Genomic DNA, 24,768 nt, shown 5'->3' with positions numbered 1-24,768 from the left:
TGTGGAACTCTGAGTCAGTTGAGCGGCCTGGGGTTTGGATCGTCACACACCGGAACGGCTGAGCGTGCGCTGACCGCCGCCGACGCCGGCGGACACCCGGGCCCCCACTCTCGTCCGCGTCGCCACCAGCTGCCCGTCCTGCGGGTACGCGTGCCACGTCCGCCAGTGCACCTGCCCCTCATGGCGCTGGGCCAGCAGCGCGGTGAAGGCGTGCGGGCTGCCCGGGAAGACGCCGACGAGGCCGTTGGGATGGTCGGAGACCAGGGCGAGCAACTCCTCGGCGCGGCCCTCGAACTGGCCCGGGGACAGGGCCTCGACGCGGGCGGCGAACTCGTACTCCCAGTCGCCGACACGCTTGGCCACGCCCAGCGGGAGGGGGGTGCTGCTGCCCGCGATGCACGCCACCGTCTCCGAACAGCTGCCCTGGTTCTCTTCCACCAGCACCTGGTGGGACGCGCCGAGAAGTCTCAACTGGAGCTTTGCTCCGGCCAGTTCGAGATCGAGCGTGGCCAGCGCGGGAAGCGGCTCGCGTCCCAGGGCCCAGGCGAGGTCCGCCGCGCGCGTGTCGGTGTACGAGGTGTTCAGGGTCGTGAGCATGGGTCGGCTCCGCTAGCACGCAAAGAAAGGAGAGGTGTGGGTCCGGCACACCCCGGCCGGCACCGGGGGATTCGGCCCGGTCGGCCCAGTCGGAGTTGTCAGGGAGGGTTCCGCGGGACGTCCGAGGGGCCGCGTTGGTGATTGAGAGGGAATCACGAACTGTGGCCCCGCCACAGCGTTTTTACCCAACTTCGTGGTGTTTCCATCCCTCAGAGGGCTCCACAGCTCAACTGTTCAAACATGGCGCACGCCGGGGCGGCGAGGGCGCGCGCCGGAGCAGTGCTACGCCCGCCGGAAGCGGTAACCGACGGGCGTATAAAACGACTGGTCAGGTGTGCCTGGAGGTTCGGCGGGGCGGGAGGTCGGCGGGGCGGGAGGTTCGACGGGCCGGGGGCCGCAAAGCACCGCCCCGGCCGCCGCCCGGAAACACGGACCGCACCCGCCCGGCCGCCGCCCGGAACCCCCGCACCGCGCCCGCCCGCCCGCGCCCGCCGCGAAACACGGACCGCGCTCCCCGGAGCTCAACTGCCCCGTGTCAGCTGCCTCCCGGGAGCGGCGGTCCGGCTCAGGGCTCAGCCGCCGCCACCGCCGCAGCCACCACCGCCGCCCCCGCAGCCCCCGCCGCCCCCGCAGGACGACCCGCCTCCGCAGGACGAGCCGCCGCCGCAGGAGTGACCCCCGTGGTGCCCGCCCGACGACCCTCCGTCGGACGAGCCCGATCCGCTGTCGCCGACGAACGGCGCCGCGGCCCACCAGCTGTCGCCGGAGCTGCTGGAGCTGCTGGAGCCCCTCCCCGACGACCGGCGGACCCGTCCGCCGCGCGTTCCCCCTCGCACCGCGTTCCGCCGGCGGTTGTTGAAAGCCAAGATCAGGACGATGCACATAACCGCCAGGATGATGCCGATGGCCATGGCGTCACCCTCCTTCCGATTCCCCCGAAGCGGCCCCCCGTGGGCGCCTCGCTGGGTGCGTGCGAGGGAGATGCCCCTTGCTCTCACGGGCCAAAGCAGAGTTGAGGAACTTCTGAGGGTCATGACCTGGAAAAGGCCCCTGACCTGCCCAGAAGAGCAGATCAGGGGCCGGCGCTCCTGCCTTCGGCCCGCTCGGCAGTGCCACCTCCGGCGGGGCATCGCTTCGGCAGGGGCCCCGGCCGAAGGTCCCGGTCGCCCGTCAGGGCTGGATGTTCTCCAGGTCCTCCAGAAGGCTGGGGTGCTTGGGCTCCCAGCCGAGCGCCTGCCGGGTGTACGTGCTGGACGAGGGCTGGTCGCTCGCGAAGATCTGGCCGAGGGGGCCGAAGGTCTCCGCCGATACCGACTCGACCGGCAGGCCCAGCCGTCGGCCGATGACCGTGGCGATGTCGCGAACCTCGTCCCCCTCGTCGGCCACGGCATGCCAGGAGGTACCCGCTTCCGCCCGTTCCAGGACGAGCCGGAAGAGGACTGCCGCGTCGAGCGCGTGCACGGCCGGCCAGCGCTGTGCGCCGTCACCCGGATAACCGGACACTCCGGTCCGGCGTGCGATGCCGGTCAAGAGGCCGGCGAATCCGCCGGAGCCCTGGTTGTGAACCGTGCGCGGCAGGCGTACGGCGCTGCTGCGGACCCCGCGTGAGGACAGACCCAGGACCGACATGACCGCACGACCGCGACCGCCGAGCGGCCCCTCGGTCATCAGCGGGTCGGCCTCGGTGGAAGCGCGGCCGGGTACGAAGGGCGTACCCGAGCAGGTGACGAAAGGGCGGTCGCTGCCGACGAGTTCCTCGCCGAGGGCCGCGAGGGCGGCACCCTCCTCCGCGACCGACTTCGCGACGGTGTCGGAACTGCTGAAGTCGTGGTCGAACGCGAGGTGGATCACCCCGTCGGCGCGGGCGGCGCCGGCACGAAGGGTGTCCAGGTCGGCGAGGGCTCCCCGGAGGGGCTCGGCACCGGCCGTCTCCACGGCCTGCGCGGATGCGCCGGAGCGAGCGAGTGCGAGGACGGTGTGGCCGTTGTCGAGCAGTTCGGCGACGACAGCGGAACCGATCAGACCGGTGCCGCCGGTGACAAAAACGCGCATGGAAAACTCCCCCAGAAGTGATGGGACTCTTGTCCCGTCACTCTACCCCAGTGATGGGACAAGAGTCCCATCACCTAGGATGGTGACCATGGGTAGATGGGAACCAGGCGCACGCGAACGCCTCGTCGTGGCTGCCGTCGACCTGTTCACCGAGCAGGGGTACGACGCCACGACGGTCGCGCAGATCGCCGAGCGCGCAGGAGTCACCAAGAGCACCTTCTTCCGGCACTTCCCCGACAAGCGTGAGCTGCTGGTGGCCGGACAGGAGACGCTGAGCCGACTGCTGGCCGAGGGGATCGCCGACGCGCCCGCTGACGCCAGCCCGCTTGAGGCGGTCGCCGCCGGTCTGGAGCGCGCGTCGAGCGCGATGGGCCCAATGAGCCGCGAGCTCGCGCCTCGCCTGAAGGCGGCCGTCGCCGCCAGCGCCGAACTCCAAGAGCGTGACGCCCTCAAGAGCGTCAGCCTCGCGGCCGCGATGACGACCGCTCTGGTCGCCCGCGGCATAACCGATCCGACCGCGGCTCTGGCGGGCGAACTGGGCGTCCTCGCCTTCAAACGGGGATACGCCCAATGGTCCGAGAGCGACCGTGACGGCAAGGACGAGCTCGCCGGGTACACCCTGGCGGCCCTCGACGAACTGCGGGCGGCGAGCGCCTCGCTGGGCTGACCGGCAACCTCACCCGCCCTTCACGGAACGGCGGCCAGAGCCCCCTTGCGTGGGGTGCCGCCGCAGGTACCGACCCCCAGACGTAGGTTGAGGAACTCCACAGCTTGGGCGCAGGATGACCGGCATGACCTCCAGCGCACGCCCCCTCCTGAACCGCCGGCTCGCCGAGTTCGGGACGACGATCTTCGCCGAGATGTCCGCCCTGGCCCTGTCGACCGGGTCGATCAACCTGGGTCAGGGCTTCCCCGACACGGACGGCCCCGAGGAGGTCAGGGAGGCGGCCGTACGGGCGCTGCGCGACGGGCGCGGCAACCAGTACCCGCCGGGTCCCGGTGTCCCGGAGCTGCGGACGGCGATCGCGGCACACCAGGAGCGGCGGTACGGCCTGTCGTACGACCCGGACACCGAGGTACTGGTCACCGCCGGCGCCACGGAGGCGATCGCCGCCGCGCTGCTCGCCCTGGTCGAGCCCGGTGACGAGGTCGTGGCCCTGGAGCCGTACTACGACTCGTACGCGGCCTGCATCGCGATGGCGGGCGGCACCCGCGTCCCGGTCACGCTCCGCCCTCACGAGGGCAGTTTCCGCCTCGACCTCGACGAGCTGCGCGCCGCCGTCACCGACCGGACCCGACTGCTGCTGATCAACACCCCGCACAACCCGACCGGCACGGTCCTCACCCGCGAGGAGCTGGCCACGATCGCCGAACTGGCTGTCGAGCGGGATCTGCTGGTGGTCACGGACGAGGTGTACGAGCACCTGGTGTTCGACGAGGCCGAACACGTACCGCTGGCCACCTTCCCGGGGATGGGGGAGCGCACGATCACCATCGGGTCGGCCGGCAAGACGTTCTCGTTCACGGGCTGGAAGGTCGGCTGGATCACGGCCCCGCCGGGCCTGGTCACTGCGGTGCGCTCGGCGAAGCAGTTCCTGACGTACGTCTCCTCGGGCCCCTTCCAGTACGCGGTCGCGGAGGCCCTCGCCCTCCCGAACTCGTACTTCGAGACCTTCCGCCAGGACATGCAGGCCAAGCGCGACATCCTCGCGGCGGGCCTGAGGGGGGCGGGCTTCGAGGTCTACGACACCGCCGGCACGTACTTCATCACCACCGACATCCGCCCGCTCGGCGAGAGCGACGGCTTCGCGTTCTGCCGTTCGCTGCCGGAGCGGGCGGGGGTCGTCGCCATCCCGAACGCGGTCTTCTACGACCATCGCGAGCAAGGCGCGCCTTTTGTTCGATTTGCTTTCTGTAAGCGGACAAGCGTGCTGGAGGAGGCGGCCTCCCGTCTCAAGTCGCTGGCCGCGTGACAGCCGCACGGTCCGGGGCTGCTCGGATCGGCGTCCAGGGCTCCTCCGGTGCGGGGCGCGTCACCGACCCGCCCACCGTCCAGATCACCCGCGGCGTCCAACTCCACCTCCTCGACCTCCTCGACCTCCTCGACACCGACATCACACGAACCCGCCGGCCACAGACCTACAAGGGCGACCCGCGAAGTACGGGACTAGTCTGTTGCCGCTGAACGATTCCGTGACGTGTTGACGTGTGGCACTTGGAAAGGTTGACCGGCGATGCCGCTGAGCACCGAGGAGTCGGGGTCCATCGGGGCGATAGGCGGCTACCTGCTCGTCGACCGGCTCGGCAGTGGCGGCATGGGAGTCGTCTACCTCGGCCGCTCCCCCTCCGGACGCCACGTCGCCGTCAAGGTCGTACACGCGCAATACGCGCAGGACGAGGAGTTCCGCACCCGTTTCCGCCAGGAGATCGCGGCGGCACGGCGAGTCAGCGGAGCGTTCACCGCCCCCGTCGTGGACGCGGACCCGGACGCCGAACTGCCGTGGATGGCGACGCTGTACGTGCCGGGCCGCACCCTCGAGGACATCGTCGCCGCGCAGGGCGCACTCGGCGGACCCGGACTGCGCACGCTGGCCCTGGGGCTGGTGGAGGCGCTGCGGGACATCCACCAGGCCGGTGTTGTGCACCGGGACCTGAAGCCGAGCAACGTGCTGATGGCCGACGACGGCCCGCGCGTCATCGACTTCGGCATCTCACGGGCCGCCGACAACGAGGCCCTCACCATGACCGGACGCCTCATCGGCACCCCTCCCTTCATGTCCCCGGAACAGTTCGCCTCACCCAGGGACGTCACCGCCGCCTCGGACGTCTTCTCGCTCGGCTCGCTCCTGGTGTACGCCGCCACCGGCAACCGCCCCTTCGACGGCGGCAGCCCTTACATGACGGGCTATCAGGTGGTGCACGAGCAGCCCTCCTTGGACGGCGTACCGGAGCCGCTGCTGGGCATCGTCGAGCGCTGCCTGGCCAAAGACCCGGCCGACAGGCCTCAACTGGCCGAATTGCAACAGCTGTTCAGGTCTCTGCCGGACACGGCCGACGCCGTGGCGGTGGGCGGCCCGCCGACCGTGCCGGGACACCGGAAGCACTCCCGGGGTGTCGGCGACACCACCGCCGCCGGGCAGGCCGGTCGCGGACGGCGGATGCGTCGGCTGGTTGTCCTCGGCGCGGTCCTGGCCGTCATCACCGGGGTGTCCACATCGGTGTACCACCTCAAGTCGAGCGCGCAGTCCAACGACGCCCGTCCCGTCGCGAGCGCCTCAGCGTCCTCGGCCCCGGCACTTCCCACCGGCTGGCGGCCCTGGCAGACGAATCTCACCCGAGCCGTGCGGGACGACTCGCCGAGCGTCAACGTGGGCAGTGTGGACGCCGGCTGCGTGTCCGCCGGATCCGCCCTGTACTGCGCGGGCACCGGCTTCACGGTGGCCCGTCTCGACGCCGCCTCGGGCCGCGTCGCGTGGCGGTACGGGAACAGTTCCCAGGCGGCCGAGCGGCCCTTGGGCGTGCGGGACGGGATCGTGTACACATACGAGCAACCGGACGAGGTGTACGCGGACCAGCGGGTGATCGCCCTCGACGCCGACACCGGCAAACGCGTCTGGACCCGTGATGTCAGCGCGACTGCCCGCGTCGCCCTGTTCGACGGCGGCGTCCTGGCGATGTCGGACACCGCGAAGGAGTTCGTCGCCCTCGACGCCACCACGGGCAAGGACCTGTGGCGCACCCCGGCCAAGTCGTCGGCGGGCAGCCTCTGTTCCCCGGTGGTCCTGGGCGACGCTCCCTACGGCCTCTGCGCCGACGCGAACTCCCCCGGCAAGGGCACGGCCGGCCTGCTGCGCTTCGACCCGGCCGGCGGCACGGCGGACGGACCCTACCCGCTGCCCGTGAGCGCGACACCGCTGGGGACCCTTGTCGGGGGGCCGCTGTTCGCGCTGCCGAAGAACACCACCGGGTACCAGTCGGGCGATGGCCGGGACGAGTCGTACACCGCTCTGCTGCGGATGAACCCGAACACCGGCACGGCCATCAAAATTTTCCTGAAAGGCACCCCGAGCGGCACGCCAACCGTGATCGACGGGACCGTGTACTTCGTCCGCCCCGACGGGACGGTCACCGCGGTCAATGCCACCAACGGCACCCGACTGTGGCAGCGGGACACGCAGATCGAGAACCTGTCGGCTCCGGTGTACTCGACGACGTACGACACCGTCTACTTCGCCAACCGCTACGGCCGCCTCGCCGCCCTCGACCAGGACACCGGGGCCGTCCGCTGGACCACGCCCAAGCTGGACGACCCGGGCACCTCGGCGCAGAACACGATCCCGAGCGTGCTGCTGGCGTACGAGGCGATTGTGGCCGTGGCAGGGGAGACGGCCTTCTCGGTGAGCCCGGTCCGGGGGACGGCTGGGGGGACGGCGAACTGACGCCGGCAGCGGCTCCCCGCCCCCGCCACGCTGATCGTGCGGGCCACCCGGACCACAGCCGGGCGGCCCCCTCAGCGAGTCTTCGTGGGCCTCTTGGCCTTCTAGGCCAGGTGCACCTCCAGTGCCGCCCTTACGCCGGACTCGACGGCGCCCTCGATCCACGACGGCTTGACGGAGGTGTGGTCCCCGGCGAAGCGCAGCGGGCCCTCCGGGGCGCGGATGTGCCCGAGGAGTTCGGTGTGCTGGCCGGGGAGCAGAACGGACGCCTCACCGTACGCGTACGGATCGCGTAGCCAGCTCTGGGTGCGGCCCGCGCCGGTGTAGAACACCTCCACCCGCTGTCCGTAGACCTGTTGCAGGCCGCGCAGGGCGAACGGGTAGCGAGCCTCGTCGTCGAAGGAGTCCCAGCGGGAGGCGTCGTCGGCCCAGCAGTAGGAGGCGAGGACAACGCCTCCCTCGCTGCCGGGAACCGGGTGCGACGGGTTGATCATGAAACGGTTGGAGTTGTCGGAGACCGACCCGCCGCCGATGATGTGCGCGGCCTCGGGCTGGTCGCGGCCGATCCAGCGGTTGGCGGCGTAGTGCGCGCGTTGTGCCGGGCTGATGTGGCCGCGCGGCACCGAGGGGTGCGCCCCGAGCAGGCTGCCGTCGGCGGGCGCCTTGCCGTGCAGGTAGTCCTGGTACAACCCGGGCCGTACGGCGTCGAGTTCGCGTTTCCAGTCGGCCTCGGTGAACTCCCACCAGCGGCGGCTGAACTCCAGCAGCACCTTGGTCGCGCTGTCGTAGTGCAGCTCGGCGACGGCGCGGCGCTTGCCGTAGGCCATCAGCGGGCTGATCTGCACCTGCCGCAGCCCGGAGAACGGCACGGTGACGATCGCCAGGTCACCGGTGAACTGCTCGCGCACCACCGTGCCGTCGCGGCCCTCCGACACGGTGTCGATCCACACGTGCGGGCCGTCCCGGCGCACGTGCGAGGTGTCGTCGGCGCCGGGCTCGCGCTGCCGTTCGCCGTCCCAGTACTCGATGTGCGTGGCGCGCCGGTCGCGGCGCAGCACGTCGGACACCTGCCGCAGCAGCGCGTCCGGGAGTGTCGCGGTGCCGCCGACCAGCTCCCAGAAGGCGGTGCCCGGGCTGATCAGGGACTGGCTGATGAAGCTGTGGATGAAGGACAGCGGCAGCCGCGAGGTCAGGTTCTCCAGGGTGCCGACCAGATCGATGGTGCGCTCGTCGAAACCGGCCTGTTCGGTCAGGAACCGGTACATGGACCAGTCGCCGTAGCGCTGGACGACCCGTGCCCAGCCCCGCACCCGCTCCGGCATGGGTTTGTCGACGCGCTTGCCGTCCGGCCCGACCGTGCTGAACTCGTCGCGTACGGGGTCGAGGGCATCGCCGAGGATCTTCGAGGAGGGCGTGTCCCAGTACTTGCGGGGAACCCCGAAGGACCGGTTGACGCGGCGGGGGGACCGGGCGTACTCGGAGCGGCGTACGCGGATGCCGTTGACGTGCAGCCAGGCGTGGTTGACGGGTGTGCCGGATCCGTCGACGTCGACGAGGTGGAACGGGCGCTTCTCGAGACCGAGTTGCTCGATCAGATGCATGACGAGCGGGTGGCTGCCGGGGATCCGCATGGCGCCGGCCTCCGCGTACTGCCGCGGATCCGCGAACGGCTGCGCGGCGTGCTCGTGGCCACCGGTGCGGAAGGTCTTGATACGTCCGCCGACCCGGTTGCCGTTGGCCTCCAGCAGCGTCACGTGGTGTCCGGCGCGCTTGAGCAGCCAGGCGGCGACGAGGCCGGCCGGACCGGCGCCCACCACCAGGACCTTCTTGGCGGCCGTGGTCCGGGCACGGGGCAGCCCGGAGCCGAGGATCTTCTCGTACGTCGGCACGAGGGGCCGGTCGTGATCGTCGACGACCAGCAGCGCACGGGCGACGGCAAGACAGGTGTCCCAGTCGGCGGTGGAGCGGGACGGGGAGGGAGCCCGCTCCGGGACGGCGGGAGCGGCGGGGGCGACCGGTGCCGCGGTGGCCGGATCGGCGGTGCCCAGTCCGAGGACGGTGACGCCGGCGGCCGTGCCGGTGGCGGCGGTGAAACGCCGTCGGGACAACGGCGGTTGGCTGGCTGTGGTGGGGAGTTCATGCATAGGTCCTGGATAGGGCCCGCCAGAGTGCCGTGGACGACAGATGATCAACGCTCACCCGAACGTGCGAGCGCGGGGGCTCGTCTCCCCCACCCTCAGCGCACGCACGCGGAACAGATGCTTCCGCACGCCCCCGGACACGTCCGGCGGCCGTCTCGAACTCGACACGGCCCCCGGCCGGGGCTGCACCTTCCGTCTGGTCCTGCCCGCAGCCGACTTCGGTCAGGAACCCCGCTGATCCCGCACGTACGGGTGTGCGGCCCTCAGGGACCGAGAGCGACAGCGGCTCCCCGGACGTATGGACGGGACCGGGAGCACGACCGACAGTCGATGCCGTCGAGGAGCGTCGTAGCGGTCGGTGCGTTCCGCGGACCGGTACGGATGGACCATTGGGAGTGTGATCAGCTCGTCGTCCACGGCGGTCTCCATGACGGCCTTGAGGAGCCGGTATGCCGTGGCCGTCATCGTCGGCAGCAGTTGCCCGCAGGCGCACGGATGACGGGCCGTTCCGTCCGGTGCCCCGTACGCGGAGAGGGGGCACCGAACGGAACTACGCCGTCGGGGAGGGGGACACCGCTCAGGAGGTGAGCAGCGCGAGGTTCACGGTGTTGGCGATGGCCTGCATGCCGGCGCTGTTGGGGTGCAGATGGTCGCCGCTGTCGTAGGCGGGGAGCAGCTGCGCCGGGTTGGCCGGGTCCCGGAGCGCCGCGTCGAAGTCGATCACCGCGTCGAACGCGCCGCTGGTGCGGATCCAGTCGTTGACCTGGGCGCGGATGGCGGCCTTGGCTGCGGTCTGCGTGGAGTTCGGCAGGATGGTCCCACCGATGATCCGGACGCCTGCCTGGTGCGCTTGGTTGATCATGGTCTGGTAGCCGACGATGATCTGGTCGGCGGGGGTGGGGGTGTTGATGTCGTTGATGCCCTCCAGCACGATGGCGTTCTTCACGCCCGGCTGGGTCAGGACGTCGTGGGAGAACCGGGTCACGGCCGCGATGCCCTGCTGCGCGGACGGGCTGTCGGTGACCACGCGGTTGCCGCCGATGCCCGCGTTGACCACGCCGAGGCGCTGACCGCCGGACTCGGCCTGCAGCCGCCGGGCGAGGTAGTCGGGCCAGCGCTGGTTGGCGTTGTCGGTGGCGCTGGAGCCCTCGGTGATGGAGTCGCCGAAGGCCACGACGGTTCCCTTGGCCGTGGGTGACACGACGTCGAGTCCGGCGACGTAGAACCAGTGGTTCGTGGTGGCGGTGAAGTTCGTCGCGGCCTCCTCGACGGCGTGGTTGCCGGTGCCCGCGGCGGACAGATAGGAGGTCTGGTAGGCGGCGTAGTGGTAGGTGGAGGCGCCGGTGGTGCCCGGGAGGTAGACGCTCACCAGCAGGTTCTGCTCCGCGACGACCGGCATCGGGATGACGTCGCTGGTCAGTTCCTGCCCGGCGGGGATGGTCGGCGTGGCCGAACGGCCGAAGGTGACGGTGTGTGTGGTGCCCGCGACCGCGGTGGCGCCGCTGGACTGGACCGCCACCGTGACGGCGCCGACCGAGAGGGCGGTCGTGCTGCGCAGGTTGGACAGCCGGATGCGCAGCCCCGCGCCGGAGGTGTTGTTGTGGATGACCATCCGGATGGTCTGCGCGTTGAAGGTCTGGCCGCCGCTGGTCATGGCCGGGCCCCAGGTGGCGGAGCGCGGGCGCTCGGTCAGGATCCACTGCTGGTTGGCCGTGTTCTTGCAGGTCCACTGGATGATCGCGTGGTCCTCCGCGGTGGAGCCGTCGGAGACGTCCAGGCACAGGCCGCTGTGGGCGGAGACGATTGCCGAACCGCTGAAGGTCCAGTTCTGGGTGCTGGAGCCGGTGCAGGGCCCCTGGATGATCGCGGCCCCCGCGTTCATGGAGCCGTTCTGGACGTCCATGCACTTGCCGCTGTTGATGTTGACCAGCGAGAAGGTGCCGTCGCCGTGGTCGACCGCCTCCCACAGCTGGCCGGGGCCGCCGGAGGCGGTCTTCTGCACGACCGCCGCCGCGTTGGCCAGGGAGTCCCCCAGCACGGCGGCGTTCTTGCCGCTGTTGGCCGCCGTCAGGGTGTAGACGTGGCCGCCCTGCGGCGCGCCCGCGGCCGAGGCGTCTCCCGCCGGGACGAGGGCGAGTCCGGCGGCCAGACCGGTGACGGATGCCGTGGCCGTGCCTCTGACGGAGAGTCTTCGGGAGGTGTGCATGTGCGGCCCTTCTTTGCTGGGTGGGGACGTGCGCGTCTTCTTCGTGGCGAAGTGCGGGTCGAGGGGGCTGGGGCACTCAGGAGGTGAAGCTCCGCAGCGTGAACTGCTGGTTGAGCCGGCTTCCGCAGGTCTACTGGACCAGCGCGGCCCCGTCGGCGACCCAGGAGCCGGCGAGGTGGACGGTGGCGCCGGTCATGTCGCCGAGTGCGGGGAAGCCGTGTGCGCGGACGGCGTGAGAGCGGCGTTGATGTACGGCAGGAGTGGGGGCTTGGGTGAAACCCGTGAAGTACAGCCCGACGTTGATGGTCACGAATCGCCACCTCCGCACGCCGCCATGACACCGCTCTTATGCGCAGAGCCGGGCCGTTCCCCGGACCCGCCCGTCGACCAGGTCAGCGGTCGGTCACCGTGCGGCGAAGCGGATCGCGGTGGGCAGCGGCGTGTCGAGACCGCCGGACGTGACGTGGACGCCCTCCGGTCCCGATTCGGCCTTGACGGGTTGGCCGTCCAGGCGTTCTGCCGTATCCGGATCCAGCAGGCCCGGACGCGCCTTCAGCACGATATGCCCGTCGGCACCGCCGGCCCCGTCAGGAACGTCGGCCACGAAGGCGTGGACGTGGCGCTCGTCGCGGGTCCACCGCACCCAGGGGCCGCCGTCCTGCGAGTCGGCGGAACCTGGTTCCAGTGGCCTGGTGGCGTGCACGGCCTCGGAGTGGCAGGCCATCCATGACGCCATGCCCTCCAGAACGGCGCGTTGCTCCTGCGGGAGGGTGCCGTCGGCCTTCGGACCGACGTTGAGCAGCAGGTTCCCGCCGCGTGAGACGACGTCGACCAGCAGGCGGACGGCGCCTGCCGGATCCAGCATGTGCTCGGGGCCTTCCACTTGGTTGTAGCCGAAGGAGAATCCGATTCCCCGGGTGTTCTCCCAGCAGGCTGCCCGCTCGTTGGCCCGGTCCAGCTCGTACTCGCTGGTGAGGTAGTCGGCGTGGGTGCCGTCCCAGCGGTCGTTCACCACGCCTTCCGGCACGGTGGCGTAGTAGTGCGAGAACAACTCCGGCAGTTCGGCCCGGCCCGCTCGGGGCCAGCCCATGTCGTTCCACAGCACCGCGGGGTGATACCGCTCGATCAGGTCGAGGACCTGCCGGTGCGCGTAGGCGGCGTAGGCGGCCTCATGGGGCCTCCCATCGTCCATCCGGTCCTCGTGGAGAACGGGGTCCCGGCGTCCGGCGTACCAGTCGATGCCGCCGGAGTAGTACACGCCGAACCGCAGGTCGCGAGCCCGGACGGCGTCGGCGAGGTCGGCGATCAGGTCGCGGCGTGGACCGCGGTGGACGGTGTTGCGGGTGCCGGTGCCCGGGGCGTCCCACAGGGCTATCCCATCGTGGTGCTTGGTCGTGGGGACGACGTAGCGCGCACCCGCCCGGGCGAACAGCTCCACCCAGTCCGCGGGGTCGAAGAGCTCGGCCTTCCAGGCGTCGAGGAACTCGTCGTAGGGGCGTCCGCCGTGCATGGTGCGATGGTGTTCCTGGGCGGGGCTGCCCTCGATCTGGATGGTGCTCCAGTACCACTCGGCGTACGGGTTGTGCTTGAACCACACATCGGGGTCGACGTCGCCGAGTGCGCCGATGGGCTCGGCCCAGGCCGGCACCGAGTACGCGCCCCAGTGGATGAAGATGCCGAATTTGGCGTCGGTGAACCACTCAGGGACCAGCCGACCGCTCAGAGGGAACTCGTTCATGCTTAAAACTCCCGATACATCGGATTTATTAGGCGAAGAACCGTGAACACTGCGCTCCCCCTTCAGGAAGCAGTCCTCGACTGCGCCTGGGAGGCCCTGTGGCCGAGGAGCCCTCGGGCGGGCCGGGCGAGCCGGCCCGCCCGAGGGAGGGGACTTCCTGGTGAGCCGGTGACGGTCAGGAGAGTTTGATCAGCGTGTAGTCGTCGCAGTATCCGGCGGAGGTGCCGGAGTTCTTGTAGCAGTAGACGGTGGCGGAGGTGTTGCCGCTTCCCGTGGTGAGGAAGACCGGCTGCTGGGCGTAGGCGGTACCGGTGGTACTCGAGAAGCTTTCGGTGCCGCCGAAGTTCTTCACGCCGACGGCGACCTGCTCGCTGCCGCCTGCGGCCTTGGCCCAGCCGGTCAGCAGGTAGGTGGCGCTGGACGACAGACCGCCGGTGGCCTGCTCCACGCCGCTGCTGGAGGCTCCGGTCTGCAGGGAGTGAGTGCCGGTGCGGGCGTTCGAGGTGACCACGGAGGATCCGCTGCCGCTGAGGGTCCACGGGCTGAGCGAGCCGGATTCGAAGCCGGCGTTCGTCAGGAGGTTTGCAGGGGTGGACACGCGTTCCACCGCGATGTCGTCGCAGTTCCCTGCAGCGGTGCCGCCGGAGTTCTTCCAGCAGTACAGCGTGGCCGTGGTGTTGGTGGAGCCGGTGGTGAACAGAACGGCGGCCTCGGAGTACGAGGTTGTGGCGACGTTGGTGAAGGTCTCGGTGCCGCCGTAGTTCTTGACGCCGATGGCGAGAGTCTCCCCGGCGTTCGCCACCTTGGCCCAGCCGGTGAGCAGGTAGGTGGTGTTGGGGGCCAGCCCGGTCAGGTTCTGGTTGGCGCCGCTGCCGGAGGCTCCGGTCTGCAGGGAGTGAGTGCCGGTGCGGGCGTTCGAGGTGACCACGGAGGATCCGCTGCCGCTGAGGGTCCACGGGCTGAGCGAGCCCATCTCGAAGCCGGCGTTGGCCACGAGGTTGCCGCCGGTGCCGTTGTAGGCGCCGATGTTGGGCGCGGCCGTGGCGGAGACCGGGTTGCCGAAGGCGTCCTGGCCGCCGTTGTTGCTGATGACCGCCCCTGCCCGGACCACGGGGGAAGAGGGGTGGACCTGGTAGGCGTCCATTCCCGCGTACGAGGAGTTGGTGTTCGCGTTGCCCGGGTTGCGGAACTCGGGGTCGGTGACGACCTTCGCGGCGTCCGCGGGCTCGGAGGAGGGGTGCCGGCCGTAGAAGAGGTTGTTCGAGTAGACGGAGCCTGCGCCGGTGCCGAGGTAGCCGCCCGAGCCGTAGTTGAAGACCGCGTTGTTCTCGAAGGACCAGACCCCGGAGACGCTGGTCCTGCCGCGGCCACCCGTGATCCACGTGCCCAGGCCGTCCCTGACGTAGAACGTGTTGTTGTAGAACAGCGGGGCCATGCCGCTGCTGCCGCTCCTGTTCGGGATGTTGCCGGGCATGTCGATGAGGGAGTCGGTGTGGTTGGAGGTGCCGGACTCCGGGCAACCCGAGTTGGAGCCGTCGTTCTCGCTGACGTTGTAGCGCACCACCGTGCCGTCGCTGGGCACGCTCGCGGTGGGCTCGGTGGGGCTGTAGGAGGAGGCCGGCATCACCAGCAGGAAGCCACCGAGGTTCTGGTGGCTGTAGTTGTACTGGATGGTGGTGTTGTGGTTGCCCCAGTCGACGTCGTACGCCTGGCCGTCCTGGAAGTTGGCGTGGCAGTACACCTCGTTACCCTGGATCACGCTGTCCTGACTGCCTGCCACCCAGATGCCCGCGGACGCTCGGTTGCAGATCTGGCCCGAGGGCGGGCAGGTGCTCTTCAGCCCGCCGTGGCCGGCCTTGTTGTTCTCGATGAGGGCGCCACTGCCCTTGACCACGAGGACGTCGTCGGCGCCGTCGTAGGTCATCGTGTTGCCGCGGATGACCGTGCCCGTGGTCAGGCCGGTGCCCTGACCGTTCCCGTCAGGGGTGACGGCGACGGCGATGCGGTCGACGTGGTCGAAGGTGTTGTTCTCGACGACGACGTCGTCCCAGGTGGAGACGGGGGTGGTGTGGTCGGTCTGGACGCCCACGCCGGCGTTGGTGGAGTACCACCCGCCCGGCCAGCCGCTGATGTTGTGGATGTACATGTCGTGCACCCGGATGTGGTGCAGGATCCCGCCGGAGCTGTTCTCGGCGAGGACGCCGGAGCGGTAGTCGGGGGAGGCCGCCGGGTTGGTGAGTGCCAGGCCGCCGATCTCCCAGTACTGCTGGTTGAGGAGGTGGATGACGGGGCCGGTGGCGCCGTTCGCGTTGATGACCGGCCTGGCGCCGGTGCCGTAGGAGCCCATGGTGACGGGGCTGCCGGAGGTGCCCGAGCCCTGGGGGGTGAGCTGGCCGGTGCAAGTGGTGCCGGCGGCGAAGAGGATGCTGTCGCCCGCGCCGAAGGTGGTGTTGTTGACGCTGGTGACGGAGTTCCAGGGGCTGGCCTGGGCGCCGTTGCCGTTGGAGGCGGCCGAGCAGTTCACGTAGTACGTGGTGCCTGCGGCCATGGCGGCCTGGGCGGGCAGCACGAGGACGCCCGCCAGGGTGGCGAGCAGGGTGAGGACGCGGGACGCCCGGCCTATCGGGCGGTTTGCTCTGCGACGCTTCATTGCGACGCTCCTTGCTGGGTGACGGTGTCCTCCGCGCCGCGGGCTGCGACGCGGATCTTCCTACGCCGGGCGGGCGCCGAAGCGGCCCGCCCGGACCGTGGCGACCCTCAGGTCGCTGACAGTGATGTCGGGAGGGACGTGGCGAGGACGGAGGCGTGGCGCATGCCAGGCGGTGGCGCGAAGGGGACGGGCTCCCAGTCCACGCCGTCCTTGCTGCGGACCGCCCCGTACCTCCCCTCCAGGAAATGGTCGAAGATCATGACCCACTCGTCTCCGCGGCGGAAGAGACACGGTCCTTCCACGAGTGAGGGGGTGACCGGCCCCGTGGGGGCGGAGTACGGACCGCCGGGGGTGTCGAACGTGGTCACATTGATGTCCTTGTGGGCGGTGGCGGGGTCGTTGGTGCCGCGTTCGTCCTTGAAGGCCATGAGGAATCCGCCCTCGGCCAGCTCGTGCACGGTGGCGTCGATGACCGAGTGACCCGGGTCGAAGAAGACCGCCGGGTCCGAGAACGTCCTGAAGTCCTCGGTGGTGCAGTGCCAGATGCGGTGGTCCTGGCTGACGTACTCGAAGTTGCGGCCCTCGGCCGTGCTGCCCGCCTCGACGACCGACGACCAGATGAGGTGGTACAGCCCCGTCGCACGGTCCCGGAAGAACTCCGGAGCCCAGGCGTTGTGAGCCCCCTGCACACCGGCCATGACCGGGATGAGTCGCTGCTCCGACCAGGTGCGGAGGTCCGTCGAGGTGGCGTGGACAATGGAGGGGCTCGTCCAGCCGTCGGTGGCCAGCAGATGGAACAGGCCGTCGGGGCCCACCCCGATGAACGGGTCCCGCAGCCGGCCGGTGCCTACCGTGCCCCGCAGAACGGGCCGGCCGCCGTTCACCGTCCTGAACTCCTCGCCATCGTGGCTGTAGGCCAGGTGCAGGGCCTCGTCGGCGCTGGTGAAGTAGGAGACCACGTACATCGGTGGGAGGGTCCTTCCGGAACGTCGGAGCGAAGGTGGTTCACGACTTGACCGCGCCGGCGGACATGCCGGCGACCACCTGGCGCTGCAAGAAGACGAAGATGACCAGCAGCGGCAGCACTCCGAGCAGGGCGGCCGGGAACAGGGTGGTCGGCTGCACGGTGTGCGGGTCGATGAAGGAGTAGGCGTTCACCATGACCGTCCGCTTGCCGGGGTCCTGCAGGAACACCAGCGGAACGAGCAGGTCGTTCCAGATCTGCAGGGAGATGAACGTCAGCAGGGTGCTGGTGACCGGCCGGAGCAGCGGCAGGATGATCGTGAAGAACGTGCGCAGGGCGCCGCAGCCGTCGAGCGCGGCCGCCTCCTCCAGGTCGCCGGGGATCGAGCGGATGAAGCTGGTGTAGAAGAACACCGCGACCGGGAGGTTCAGGGCCGTGTAGATGAACACCACGCCCGCGTAGGTGTCCAGCAGGTTGAGGTCGCGCATCAGCAGGTACAGCGGCGCTACGACGACGAACACCGGAACGGACGTACCGAGGATGAACAACCGGTACACGGTGGTGGACCAGCGCTGGGTGATCCGGGCCAGCGGATAGGCGGCGAGCGAGCCGATCATGGTGATGGCCACGCATGACAGTCCGGTGATGAGCAGGGTGTTGAGGGTGCTGGGGCCGTAGTGGATCTGGCTGAAGGCGTTCGTGAAGTTCTTCAGGGTCAGCGAGTGCGGGATGCCGAGCGGGGAGCGGGCCACGTCCGCCGCGGTGCGCAGCGAGGTGACGACCGTGAAGAGGAACGGCAGGACGAACAGGACGGTGCCCAGGCACAGCAGGACGGTGCCGAGACCGCCGGTCAGGCGGCGCAGCGTGATGCGTGGCGTTCCGGACGGTGTCCTGTGGTGGCGGGGTGAGGGCCGGTCCGAGCTCCTGCGGGCGTGCGCGGGGGGCCGGGTTCCGGTCGGGGGCGCGGAGATGTTGGAAGTCATGGTGGCGATCCGTCAGTTCTTCCGTCAGTTCTTGGGAGCGACCCCGTCAGATACGTCGCTCGCGGAGGCGGAGCAGGGAGGAGGTGGCGCTGGAGAGGACGACCACGGTCACGAGGAGCACGACTGACAGCGCGACGCCGTAGGCGAACTTCCCGCCGCCGAAGACGTTGCGGTACACGAGCAGGGTCAGCGTGTCCGTGGCGTCGGCCGGGCCGCCGTTGGTCAGCACGAGCGGGAACTCGAAGACCTTCAGCGAGCCGATGAGGCTGAGGGTCACATTGACGGTGAGCGCGGGGGCGAGCAGTGGCCACTCCACACTGTGAAAGCGCTGCCAGCCGCTCGCTCCGTCGAGTGAGGCCGCCTCCAGCAGTTCGGCCGGCATGCTCATATAGCTGGCGAGGAAGATCGCGCAGGAGTAGCCGGTGAACATCCAGATGTTGACGGCCGCCACCGCGTACAGCGCGGTGGAGGTGTCGCCGAGCCACACATGGGTGATGCTGTGCAGGCCCACCAGGTCGAGGAGCGCGTTGATGCCGCCGCTCGGGGCGAGCAGGTACGACCAGATGAAGGCGGCCATCACCGGCGAGATCAGCGTCGGCGTGAGCAGCACGACGCTGAGCCCCTTGCGGACCTTGGGGCGGCGGAACAGCATGCTCGCGAAGAGCAGCCCGAGACCGTTCTGCGCGACCACGACGACCGCCGCGTACAGCACGGTGTGCCACAGGGCCGCGGTGACCTTCGGGTCGTCGGCCATGGCACGGTAGTTGTCCGTGCCGACGAAGTCGGCGATCGGTCCGCCGAGGCTGTCGGTCATGCTCAGATAGATGCCGCGGGCCAGCGGATACAGCATGAACACGCCGTACACGACGATCGCCGGGAGCAGGAAGGCGGCCATGGTGGCGCGCCGACGGTGAAACACGGGGGTCCTCCTCTTGCCCGGATGGGCCGTGGCGGGGGCGTCAGGAGCCGCCTACCGCCCCTCACCACGGCCGGCTTCGGGATGGGTTACTTGGCGGACGCCGCGGCCTGGATGTCCTTCAGGGTCTGAGCGGCGGACGCCTTGCCCAGCAGGTACGCCTGGATCTTGGAGCCGGTCGCGGTCTCGGCCGCGCCGCCGTACCAGGTGTTGGACGGCATGATCCGGTAACGGCCTTCCGTGAAGGCCGTGGTGAAGGCCGTCGTCTCGGGGCTCTCCGGGGTCGTGCCACCGGTGAACGGCGACTCCGCGTGCTCGGCCTCGAGATACTTGGCCAGGTTCTCGCTCTGCGACCAGAACTTCACGTACTCGCGTGCCGCGTCGGCCTGCTTGGACTGGGAGTTGACCGCCCACATCGTGCCGGAGAAGACCATGCCGTTGGGCTTGGTGCCGGCGGCGCCGCCCGGCCACGGTGCGAAGGAGACCGGGAAGCCGGCCTTCTTGACGTTGGAGACCTGCCACGCGCCCTGGTACCAGAAGGCGCTCTTGCCGGCGCTGAAGTCCTGCGGGCCCTGGGCCCAGTCGTCGACGCCGAGTTCGTTCTTCCAGTTGACGTACCCCTTGTCCTCAAGGGTCTTCAACTGCTGCAGGGGCGCCTTCCAGTCCGGGTCGAAGCCGGTCTTGCCGCCGAGGAAGTCGGCGTCCCACTGCTTGTTCTTCTGGTAGACGAGGGTCGAGCCGCTCGCCTGGAAGACGGCCTCGCCGGTCCAGCCGGACTTGTCGGGCAGTGCGATGGGGTTGATGCCGGCCTTCTTGACCTTGGCGAGGTCCTCCAGGAACGTCGGCCAGTCGGCGGGCACTTCGGTGATGCCGGCCTTCTTCAGCAGGTCCGTGTTGGCGTACAGGCCGATGCCGATCAGCTCCATCGGCATGGCGAGCGTCTTGCCGTCCGCCTGCGTGAACTGCTTGGCGTCCGGGGCTATGCGGCTCGCCCAGGCCTCCTTGGACAGGTCGGCGAGGTAGCCGGAGGCACCCCACTTCCCCATCTTGTCCGTGTCGGCCATGATGACGTCGCCGGCTTTGCCGCCCAGGAGTTCGGTCTGGAGCTTCTGCGTGTAGCTGTCGCCGGCCGTGATGTACTCGAAGTCGACCTTGATCTTCGGGTGGGTCTTCTCGAACGCCTTGTTGATCTCCGCGACGTTCGCCGGCTCCGCGCCGCCGCCCTTCCACGCCTCAACATGGAGGGTCACCGTGCCGTCTCCGGAGGCACCGGACGACCCACCCCCGCACGCGGCCAGCGACATCGCCAGGGCGGCGACCGTGGTGGCGACCGCGAGAGATCTCCCGGAACGCTTCATTGCACACCTCACTCATCGTCGGCGAAGAACCGACTCGTCATGATCAGAAGGATGGGGACCGGTCAGCCTGCTTCCGTGTAGGTGCAGCTGACATGTCCGCAAAGGGCCGGTCGACCCGGAATACGGCGAACGGTGCTCGCCGATGGCCGGGACTGTAACGCAAAACTTGAGTGACATCTATACGTAACTTTCCGTGCTCGACCCGCTGGTCCAAATCGCCGCTCCGCTGGGCGTGCAGGCTGGGTTTTGTTGACGATCCGCCAGACTTATCGTTACAGTAGGCGGACTCGGAAAGCGGGTTGGAGCCCGACAGCGAGTCGGCGGACAGAAGGGGGCAAGGGGTGGCAGGGCGGGTGACCATCGCACAGGTGGCTGAGGAGGCCGGCGTCTCCGCGATGACGGTGTCCAATGTCATGAACGGCAAGCCGGGGGCCTCCGAGGACACCCGACGCCGCGTCCTGGAGGTGGCCGGCCGGCTCGGATACCGGCCCAATGTCGCGGCCCGCAACCTCAAGGGCGGACGCAGCGGGCTCGTCGGACTGATAGCGCTGGACCTGACCAGCCAGTATGGGCTGGAGATCCTGCGCGGCGTCGCTGACGAGCTGGCCAGTGCCGAGCAGGAGCTGCTCGTCAACGCCACCTACCACGACGCGGTGCGGGAGAAGGACCGGATCGAGTTCCTGGGACGTGGCCTCGTCGACGGGATGCTCATGATCGCGCCGGTCCTGGAGGACGAGACGGTCGCGCTGCTGCGCCGGCAGACCGTGCCCTGCGTCATCATCGACCCGCGGCGCATGGACGTACCGCTGCCCCGTCTCAGCGTCGACAACTACCACGGCATGCGCCTGGGCACCCAGCACCTGATCGACCTGGGGCACACCCGGATCGCCTACCTCCGCGGCCTGGACGAACTCGAGAGCACCTCCATCCGCTTCCAGGGCTTCCAGGACGCGATGCGGCTCGCCGGGCTGGACGTCGACGAACGACTCGTCGACTCGTGCGACTTCTCCTACGCCAGCGGCTTCCGCGCCGCCATGCGCCTGATCGCCGATCACCAGCCGACGGCGATCGTCGCCGGCGCCGATCTGCTGGCACTCGGCGCCGTCGACGCCGCACGGGCGCGCGGCCTCAGCGTGCCCGCCGACTTCTCGGTCGTCGGCTTCGACGACCTCCCGCAGGCGGCGCAGAGCTTCCCCGGCCTGACCACCGTGCGTCAACCGCTGCACGACATGGGCCAGAAGGCGGCCCGCGCGCTGCTGTCCCTCATCGACGGGCAGAGGCTACTCATGGAGCACATGGAGGTGGGCACCGAACTCGTGGTGCGCAACTCCACCGCCCCGCCGGCGGCGGCACGGCGTGACCCCGCGATGCCGCACCGGCTCGCCGCGAACCAGGCAGGGCGTGAGGGCGGCGCCCGAAGGTCGTCCGCGAACGGGTGACGGCCCTCCGCTCCAAACTGTCACCCGGCCGCGGCATCGGGAACGAAGGGCCCAGCCGGGCTCGTGGGCGAAGGGCGCCCCACGCGTAGGAAGTTGCCGTGCCGGCCCCAGGTGCGGCCCTTGGGCGGACGGCCGGTCACGCCCGCTTCGTCTTCGAAGCAGATGAACGCGCCGGTCGCCGCCCGGAGGGTTTACCTCCTGCCAGGTCACATCCCGCCATGCGGTGAGCGCGTCTTCGTCGCGTTCGGTGGCGGGCCGGGCGGGCATCTGCGCCTCTCGTCCACGGAGGCGCGTCGCCCGAGACACTCTGGGTGTGAGACACCCATCCAGGTCACGTAACGCCATCCAGCGCCGTCGCGTCCGGAAGCTGCGCCGTTGCCACCACAACTGATCGCTTCAGCCGATGACCCTCTTTCCACTGCGGATCATCACACTCCCGGCAGTACCGCCGACCCACGCCCTCCCGAGGAGTCTTCCATGAGCATCACCAGCCACCCCGAGGTCGACGTCAGCGGCGGGACCGTGCGTGGCCACGGCGCGAGACGGCTGCGCGCGTCTGCCGTGAAGTAGACGCGAGTACATGACGGTCCGGACCGTCAGCCCTTCCGCGACCCGACGCCCGAGATTGCGGTCGAGAAAGAACTCAGGCGGCAAGGCGCACCACTGCCCGGCACAACGCGTCGACCTGCTCGGGCGTCATGTCGAAGTCGTACGCGATGTCCTCGACGCTCTCCCCGGCCTCCCACAGGTCGGTGATGGCATTGACCGCGACGCGATTGGCGGCCACGACGGGCCTCCCGTGCCCGAACCTCGGGTCGATCACGACCGGCACGGACTCCGGGTACTGCCTGAGCCGCAGGCTGGAGGGGAAGTCGTCGTCCGACTCCCAGTTCAGATAGCGGAGGTAGTCGGAGACCACTTCGTGGATGGGCGCCTGACCGTCCCGGGCCCTGCGGAGATCCCCGAGGCCGTGCTCGACGAAGATGTCCACGCCGTCTGTCGCGATCCGCCTCGACACCAGGCCGTAGGGGGTGGCGAAGGCGTCCCGTACGGCGGCGGCGGCCTCCCTGATCTCGCTCATACGAAGCCCCAGGGAGCGCAGGGTACGAAGGACGTGCGCCTCGGCCACCGCGATGAACGGCACCGAGGGCTGTCCCTTGCGCAGCGGCTCCACCTGGTGGACCAGAGGCGCCCCGGCGGCCCTGCCCTTCAGCCACGAGGCGAGCGTCGACTGCGGAATCTCCAGGTAGGAGGCTGTTTCCGTGGGAGTCAGAAGTCCGTCCCCGAACCTGTCGACCATGCCCCACCTCCGCCTGATGTCGCGCCCCGTACCGGATTTCGCATCGTCGCACATCAAGCGTCCCACCCGGGGCCGGACCACACACCACCCGCCCACCAGCGGATCAGCAGGCCGCACGGAGACGGCCCCCGGACGTTCCGGACCGGCAATCCCGGCAGTGTCCGGGCTCCTGCCCGCGGAAGGCGCGCTCGCAGCCGTCGCAGGTCTGGAAGGGCAGCACGGCCGGGCGGGTCACGTTCTCGGCGAGCGGGAGTGGAGGCGGTGCGGGCAAGGGCGTCTCGCGGAGGCGGAAGGCGAGGATGCCCGCCGGGCGGGTGAGGAAGCAGTCGGGGAGCCGTGCGGTCAGCAGTGCGGTGATCTGGGAGGGCGCGACACCGGCCGCGAGCCACTGGGCGACGGCCGGCGCCAGACGCACGGCCTCCCGCTCGGACAGGACGAGACGCGGATCGACGCGGCGGAGTGAGGTGAGGACGGCGACTGCCTGGGGGTCGGCGTCGGAGAGGGACTCCGGTTTGTGGGGTTCGTCCAGGGTCGGAGCGGGCGCCGCCTCGGTGGTGGTCGCCGAGGCCGGCGTGGCTTTCTCGGCTGCGGGTGACTTCCGGGGCCGGGGCGGCTTCGGCGGGTCGCAGGGGCCGTCCGGATCCGGATCAGGATCGCCGCCGGGTACGTCGAAGAAGTACGTCCGGGTGCGGATCTGCCCGGAGGGCGTTCGCTCGCGGCGGCGTTCCAGGTATCCGGCCTCTTCGAGTTCCCTGAGCGCCCGCGAGATCAGGATCTCGCCCTCGGTGAAGTGCTCGCACAGGGCCGTGATGGTGACGGGGGTGCCGTTGGGCAGGGAGGCGATGTACGCCGCGACGCCGATCGTGACCGCGCTGCCTCGTCGCTGGGCGAGGGCGTTGGAGATCACGGTGAAGTCGGCCGTAAGGCGGGTGCGTACGTGGATCACGCCGGAAGTCGGAGCTCCGGCGTCGGCGCGCAGGCGCGCGTTAGACTGCGGGTCAGCCATCGGGAAGGCGTTCACTTCCTGATCGGTCAGGCCCTCGATCGGGATGCCAGTCCCGGCCGGGGGCCGTATCTGTTTGCGGTTGTCGCCGCGAACGTAACCGCCCGAATCCCACGCCTGCAAGCCGGTCACTCGGACGGGTGACGCGAGCCGCCTGGCGGGGAGGGTGGGTGGGCGGGTGGTTCTTTCCCCCGGTTCTTTTAGGAGGTCAGCGGCTCGCCGGGCCCTCGCGGACAAGGGTGCGGTGAGCCCGGAACGTGGACGGCGGCCGGTGCCCGGCCGCCTCAGTGACGGTGGTGCTGACCTGTCTTCAACTCGCCTATGAAGGCGGCCCAGACGAGGCTTCGAAGCACAGCACCGGACCGTAGGGGACCTTGCTGTCACGGACGGTGCCTATTTGGGTGAAGAGCTCAGCGAAACCGCATGCCGCGCCCCGAGGTGAGCCATGGTCCCTTCAGCAGGGACAAACTCAACGAAGGGCACATGCCATGCATTTGAGGCGTATGGGAACGGTGCTGGGCGCGGCCGCGCTTACTGTGCTGACCGTTCCGACCAACGCTCACGCCGCGTCAATCGCCTGTGGCGGAGGCACATCGACCGGCCGCGTAGCGGTCAACGGCTGCATCAGCGCCGAGAGGGATTGGCTGGGTGACATCCCCTACCGGAAGGTGACGGCGTACGTCACGTTGCGGAACACAGGAACCAGGGCAGTAAACGTCTCCTACGAGGCATATTGGCGCACTCCGGGCTTCGACTGGCAGAAATTGGGCAGCAGCCGTACCTCTCTCGGGGCAGGTGCGACCGTCGGCCCGATCGAAGCGGGAAGCAAGGACCGCGCATGTGACGGCGTCAAGGTCGAGATCCGAGTGCACGCTCAGGTCAGCGGCGGTGCCTGGAGCGGCTGGTCCCCGGCAGCCACCAAGCAATGCCAGACCTGATCGCCTGAACGTCCTTGACGGGCGGGGGAGGGGGGCGCCTGCCGGAC

Annotated in this window: 19 protein-coding genes; 6 read left to right on the top strand and 13 right to left on the bottom strand. The window is 69.7% G+C overall.

What is annotated here, in order from left to right:
- Positions 1-42 precede the first annotated feature (42 nt).
- Positions 43-597 (bottom strand): DUF2617 family protein, encoded by a 555-nt coding sequence (locus tag ACIBK3_RS27225; protein WP_399369657.1) that lies wholly within the window; start codon positions 595-597, stop codon positions 43-45.
- A 1,170-nt stretch (positions 598-1,767) separates the two neighbouring features.
- A complete protein-coding gene (locus ACIBK3_RS27220) occupies positions 1,768-2,649 on the bottom strand; it encodes an SDR family oxidoreductase (protein ID WP_399369655.1) in 882 nt (293 codons plus the stop codon).
- 88 nt (positions 2,650-2,737) lie between these two features.
- Here ACIBK3_RS27220 and ACIBK3_RS27215 point away from each other — a divergent pair, with 88 nt between their 5' ends.
- The 4 genes from ACIBK3_RS27215 (at position 2,738) to ACIBK3_RS27200 (ending at position 7,088) form a co-directional block, all read left to right on the top strand.
- Positions 2,738-3,316: a TetR/AcrR family transcriptional regulator gene (locus ACIBK3_RS27215; protein WP_399369653.1), complete on the top strand. Its 579-nt coding sequence runs from the start codon at positions 2,738-2,740 to the stop codon at positions 3,314-3,316.
- A 115-nt stretch (positions 3,317-3,431) separates the two neighbouring features.
- The gene (locus tag ACIBK3_RS27210; protein ID WP_399369652.1) at positions 3,432-4,622 is read left to right on the top strand and encodes a pyridoxal phosphate-dependent aminotransferase; all 1,191 of its coding nucleotides are present in this window, start codon (positions 3,432-3,434) and stop codon (positions 4,620-4,622) included.
- Positions 4,619-4,834, top strand: coding sequence for a hypothetical protein (locus ACIBK3_RS27205; RefSeq protein ID WP_399369650.1), 216 nt, complete (start codon positions 4,619-4,621; stop codon positions 4,832-4,834). Before ACIBK3_RS27210 ends, ACIBK3_RS27205 begins: the two co-directional genes overlap by 4 nt.
- 49 nt (positions 4,835-4,883) lie before the next feature.
- Entirely contained in the window at positions 4,884-7,088 is a 2,205-nt protein-coding gene (locus ACIBK3_RS27200; protein WP_399369648.1) for a PQQ-binding-like beta-propeller repeat protein, read from the top strand.
- A gap of 101 nt (positions 7,089-7,189) precedes the next feature.
- Here ACIBK3_RS27200 and ACIBK3_RS27195 read toward each other — a convergent pair whose 3' ends face one another.
- The 9 genes from ACIBK3_RS27195 to ACIBK3_RS27155 form a co-directional block, all read right to left on the bottom strand.
- The gene (locus tag ACIBK3_RS27195; protein WP_399369646.1) at positions 7,190-9,229 is read right to left on the bottom strand and encodes a flavin monoamine oxidase family protein; all 2,040 of its coding nucleotides are present in this window, start codon (positions 9,227-9,229) and stop codon (positions 7,190-7,192) included.
- A 574-nt stretch (positions 9,230-9,803) separates the two neighbouring features.
- Complete coding sequence (locus ACIBK3_RS27190; RefSeq protein WP_399369644.1) at positions 9,804-11,432, bottom strand: GDSL-type esterase/lipase family protein; 1,629 nt, start codon at positions 11,430-11,432, stop codon at positions 9,804-9,806.
- Between the two features lie 130 nt (positions 11,433-11,562).
- Entirely contained in the window at positions 11,563-11,742 is a 180-nt protein-coding gene (locus ACIBK3_RS27185; protein WP_399369642.1) for a hypothetical protein, read from the bottom strand.
- A gap of 93 nt (positions 11,743-11,835) precedes the next feature.
- A complete protein-coding gene (locus ACIBK3_RS27180) occupies positions 11,836-13,170 on the bottom strand; it encodes an alpha-L-fucosidase (RefSeq protein WP_399369640.1) in 1,335 nt (444 codons plus the stop codon).
- Between the two features lie 175 nt (positions 13,171-13,345).
- Positions 13,346-15,820, bottom strand: coding sequence for a carbohydrate binding domain-containing protein (locus ACIBK3_RS27175; protein ID WP_399369638.1), 2,475 nt, complete (start codon positions 15,818-15,820; stop codon positions 13,346-13,348).
- Positions 15,821-15,927: 107 nt separating this feature from the next.
- Entirely contained in the window at positions 15,928-16,785 is an 858-nt protein-coding gene (locus ACIBK3_RS27170; protein WP_399369636.1) for a glycoside hydrolase family 43 protein, read from the bottom strand.
- 40 nt (positions 16,786-16,825) lie between these two features.
- On the bottom strand, positions 16,826-17,767 hold the full coding sequence (locus tag ACIBK3_RS27165) for a carbohydrate ABC transporter permease (protein ID WP_399369634.1): 942 nt from the start codon (positions 17,765-17,767) through the stop codon (positions 16,826-16,828).
- 46 nt (positions 17,768-17,813) lie between these two features.
- Positions 17,814-18,686: a carbohydrate ABC transporter permease gene (locus ACIBK3_RS27160; RefSeq protein WP_057608379.1), complete on the bottom strand. Its 873-nt coding sequence runs from the start codon at positions 18,684-18,686 to the stop codon at positions 17,814-17,816.
- 86 nt (positions 18,687-18,772) lie between these two features.
- A complete protein-coding gene (locus ACIBK3_RS27155) occupies positions 18,773-20,041 on the bottom strand; it encodes an ABC transporter substrate-binding protein (RefSeq protein WP_399369631.1) in 1,269 nt (422 codons plus the stop codon).
- Between the two features lie 353 nt (positions 20,042-20,394).
- Here ACIBK3_RS27155 and ACIBK3_RS27150 point away from each other — a divergent pair, with 353 nt between their 5' ends.
- Positions 20,395-21,480 carry a LacI family DNA-binding transcriptional regulator gene (locus ACIBK3_RS27150; protein ID WP_399369629.1) on the top strand — a complete coding sequence of 362 codons (1,086 nt, stop codon included), beginning with the start codon at positions 20,395-20,397 and terminating at the stop codon, positions 21,478-21,480.
- A 643-nt stretch (positions 21,481-22,123) separates the two neighbouring features.
- Here ACIBK3_RS27150 and ACIBK3_RS27145 read toward each other — a convergent pair.
- A complete protein-coding gene (locus ACIBK3_RS27145; protein WP_399369627.1) occupies positions 22,124-22,780 on the bottom strand; it encodes a DUF433 domain-containing protein in 657 nt (218 codons plus the stop codon).
- A gap of 103 nt (positions 22,781-22,883) precedes the next feature.
- Complete coding sequence (locus ACIBK3_RS27140; protein ID WP_399369625.1) at positions 22,884-23,786, bottom strand: hypothetical protein; 903 nt, start codon at positions 23,784-23,786, stop codon at positions 22,884-22,886.
- Positions 23,787-24,286: 500 nt separating this feature from the next.
- On the opposite strand from ACIBK3_RS27140, the gene ACIBK3_RS27135 reads away from it, so the two are divergent.
- A complete protein-coding gene (locus ACIBK3_RS27135; protein WP_399369623.1) occupies positions 24,287-24,721 on the top strand; it encodes a hypothetical protein in 435 nt (144 codons plus the stop codon).
- Positions 24,722-24,768 lie beyond the last annotated feature (47 nt).

The organism is Streptomyces sp. NPDC050287 (assembly GCF_044459385.1).
In the GTDB taxonomy this organism is placed as follows: Bacteria; Actinomycetota; Actinomycetes; order Streptomycetales; family Streptomycetaceae; genus Streptomyces.
Note: the sequence above shows the minus strand (reverse complement) of the source record. Positions and strands in the feature narration are given on the sequence as shown.

Coding starts and splice junctions, on each gene's coding strand:
- ACIBK3_RS27200 (WP_399369648.1), top strand. CDS start 4,884: ATGCCGCTGAGCACCGAGGAGTCGGGGTCCATCGGGGCGATAGGCGGC.
- ACIBK3_RS27225 (WP_399369657.1), bottom strand. CDS start 597: ATGCTCACGACCCTGAACACCTCGTACACCGACACGCGCGCGGCGGAC.
- ACIBK3_RS27195 (WP_399369646.1), bottom strand. CDS start 9,229: ATGCATGAACTCCCCACCACAGCCAGCCAACCGCCGTTGTCCCGACGG.
- ACIBK3_RS27140 (WP_399369625.1), bottom strand. CDS start 23,786: ATGGCTGACCCGCAGTCTAACGCGCGCCTGCGCGCCGACGCCGGAGCT.
- ACIBK3_RS27180 (WP_399369640.1), bottom strand. CDS start 13,170: ATGAACGAGTTCCCTCTGAGCGGTCGGCTGGTCCCTGAGTGGTTCACC.
- ACIBK3_RS27175 (WP_399369638.1), bottom strand. CDS start 15,820: ATGAAGCGTCGCAGAGCAAACCGCCCGATAGGCCGGGCGTCCCGCGTC.
- ACIBK3_RS27210 (WP_399369652.1), top strand. CDS start 3,432: ATGACCGGCATGACCTCCAGCGCACGCCCCCTCCTGAACCGCCGGCTC.
- ACIBK3_RS27220 (WP_399369655.1), bottom strand. CDS start 2,649: ATGCGCGTTTTTGTCACCGGCGGCACCGGTCTGATCGGTTCCGCTGTC.
- ACIBK3_RS27165 (WP_399369634.1), bottom strand. CDS start 17,767: ATGACTTCCAACATCTCCGCGCCCCCGACCGGAACCCGGCCCCCCGCG.
- ACIBK3_RS27170 (WP_399369636.1), bottom strand. CDS start 16,785: ATGTACGTGGTCTCCTACTTCACCAGCGCCGACGAGGCCCTGCACCTG.
- ACIBK3_RS27155 (WP_399369631.1), bottom strand. CDS start 20,041: ATGAAGCGTTCCGGGAGATCTCTCGCGGTCGCCACCACGGTCGCCGCC.
- ACIBK3_RS27190 (WP_399369644.1), bottom strand. CDS start 11,432: ATGCACACCTCCCGAAGACTCTCCGTCAGAGGCACGGCCACGGCATCC.
- ACIBK3_RS27215 (WP_399369653.1), top strand. CDS start 2,738: ATGGGTAGATGGGAACCAGGCGCACGCGAACGCCTCGTCGTGGCTGCC.
- ACIBK3_RS27145 (WP_399369627.1), bottom strand. CDS start 22,780: ATGGTCGACAGGTTCGGGGACGGACTTCTGACTCCCACGGAAACAGCC.
- ACIBK3_RS27135 (WP_399369623.1), top strand. CDS start 24,287: ATGGGAACGGTGCTGGGCGCGGCCGCGCTTACTGTGCTGACCGTTCCG.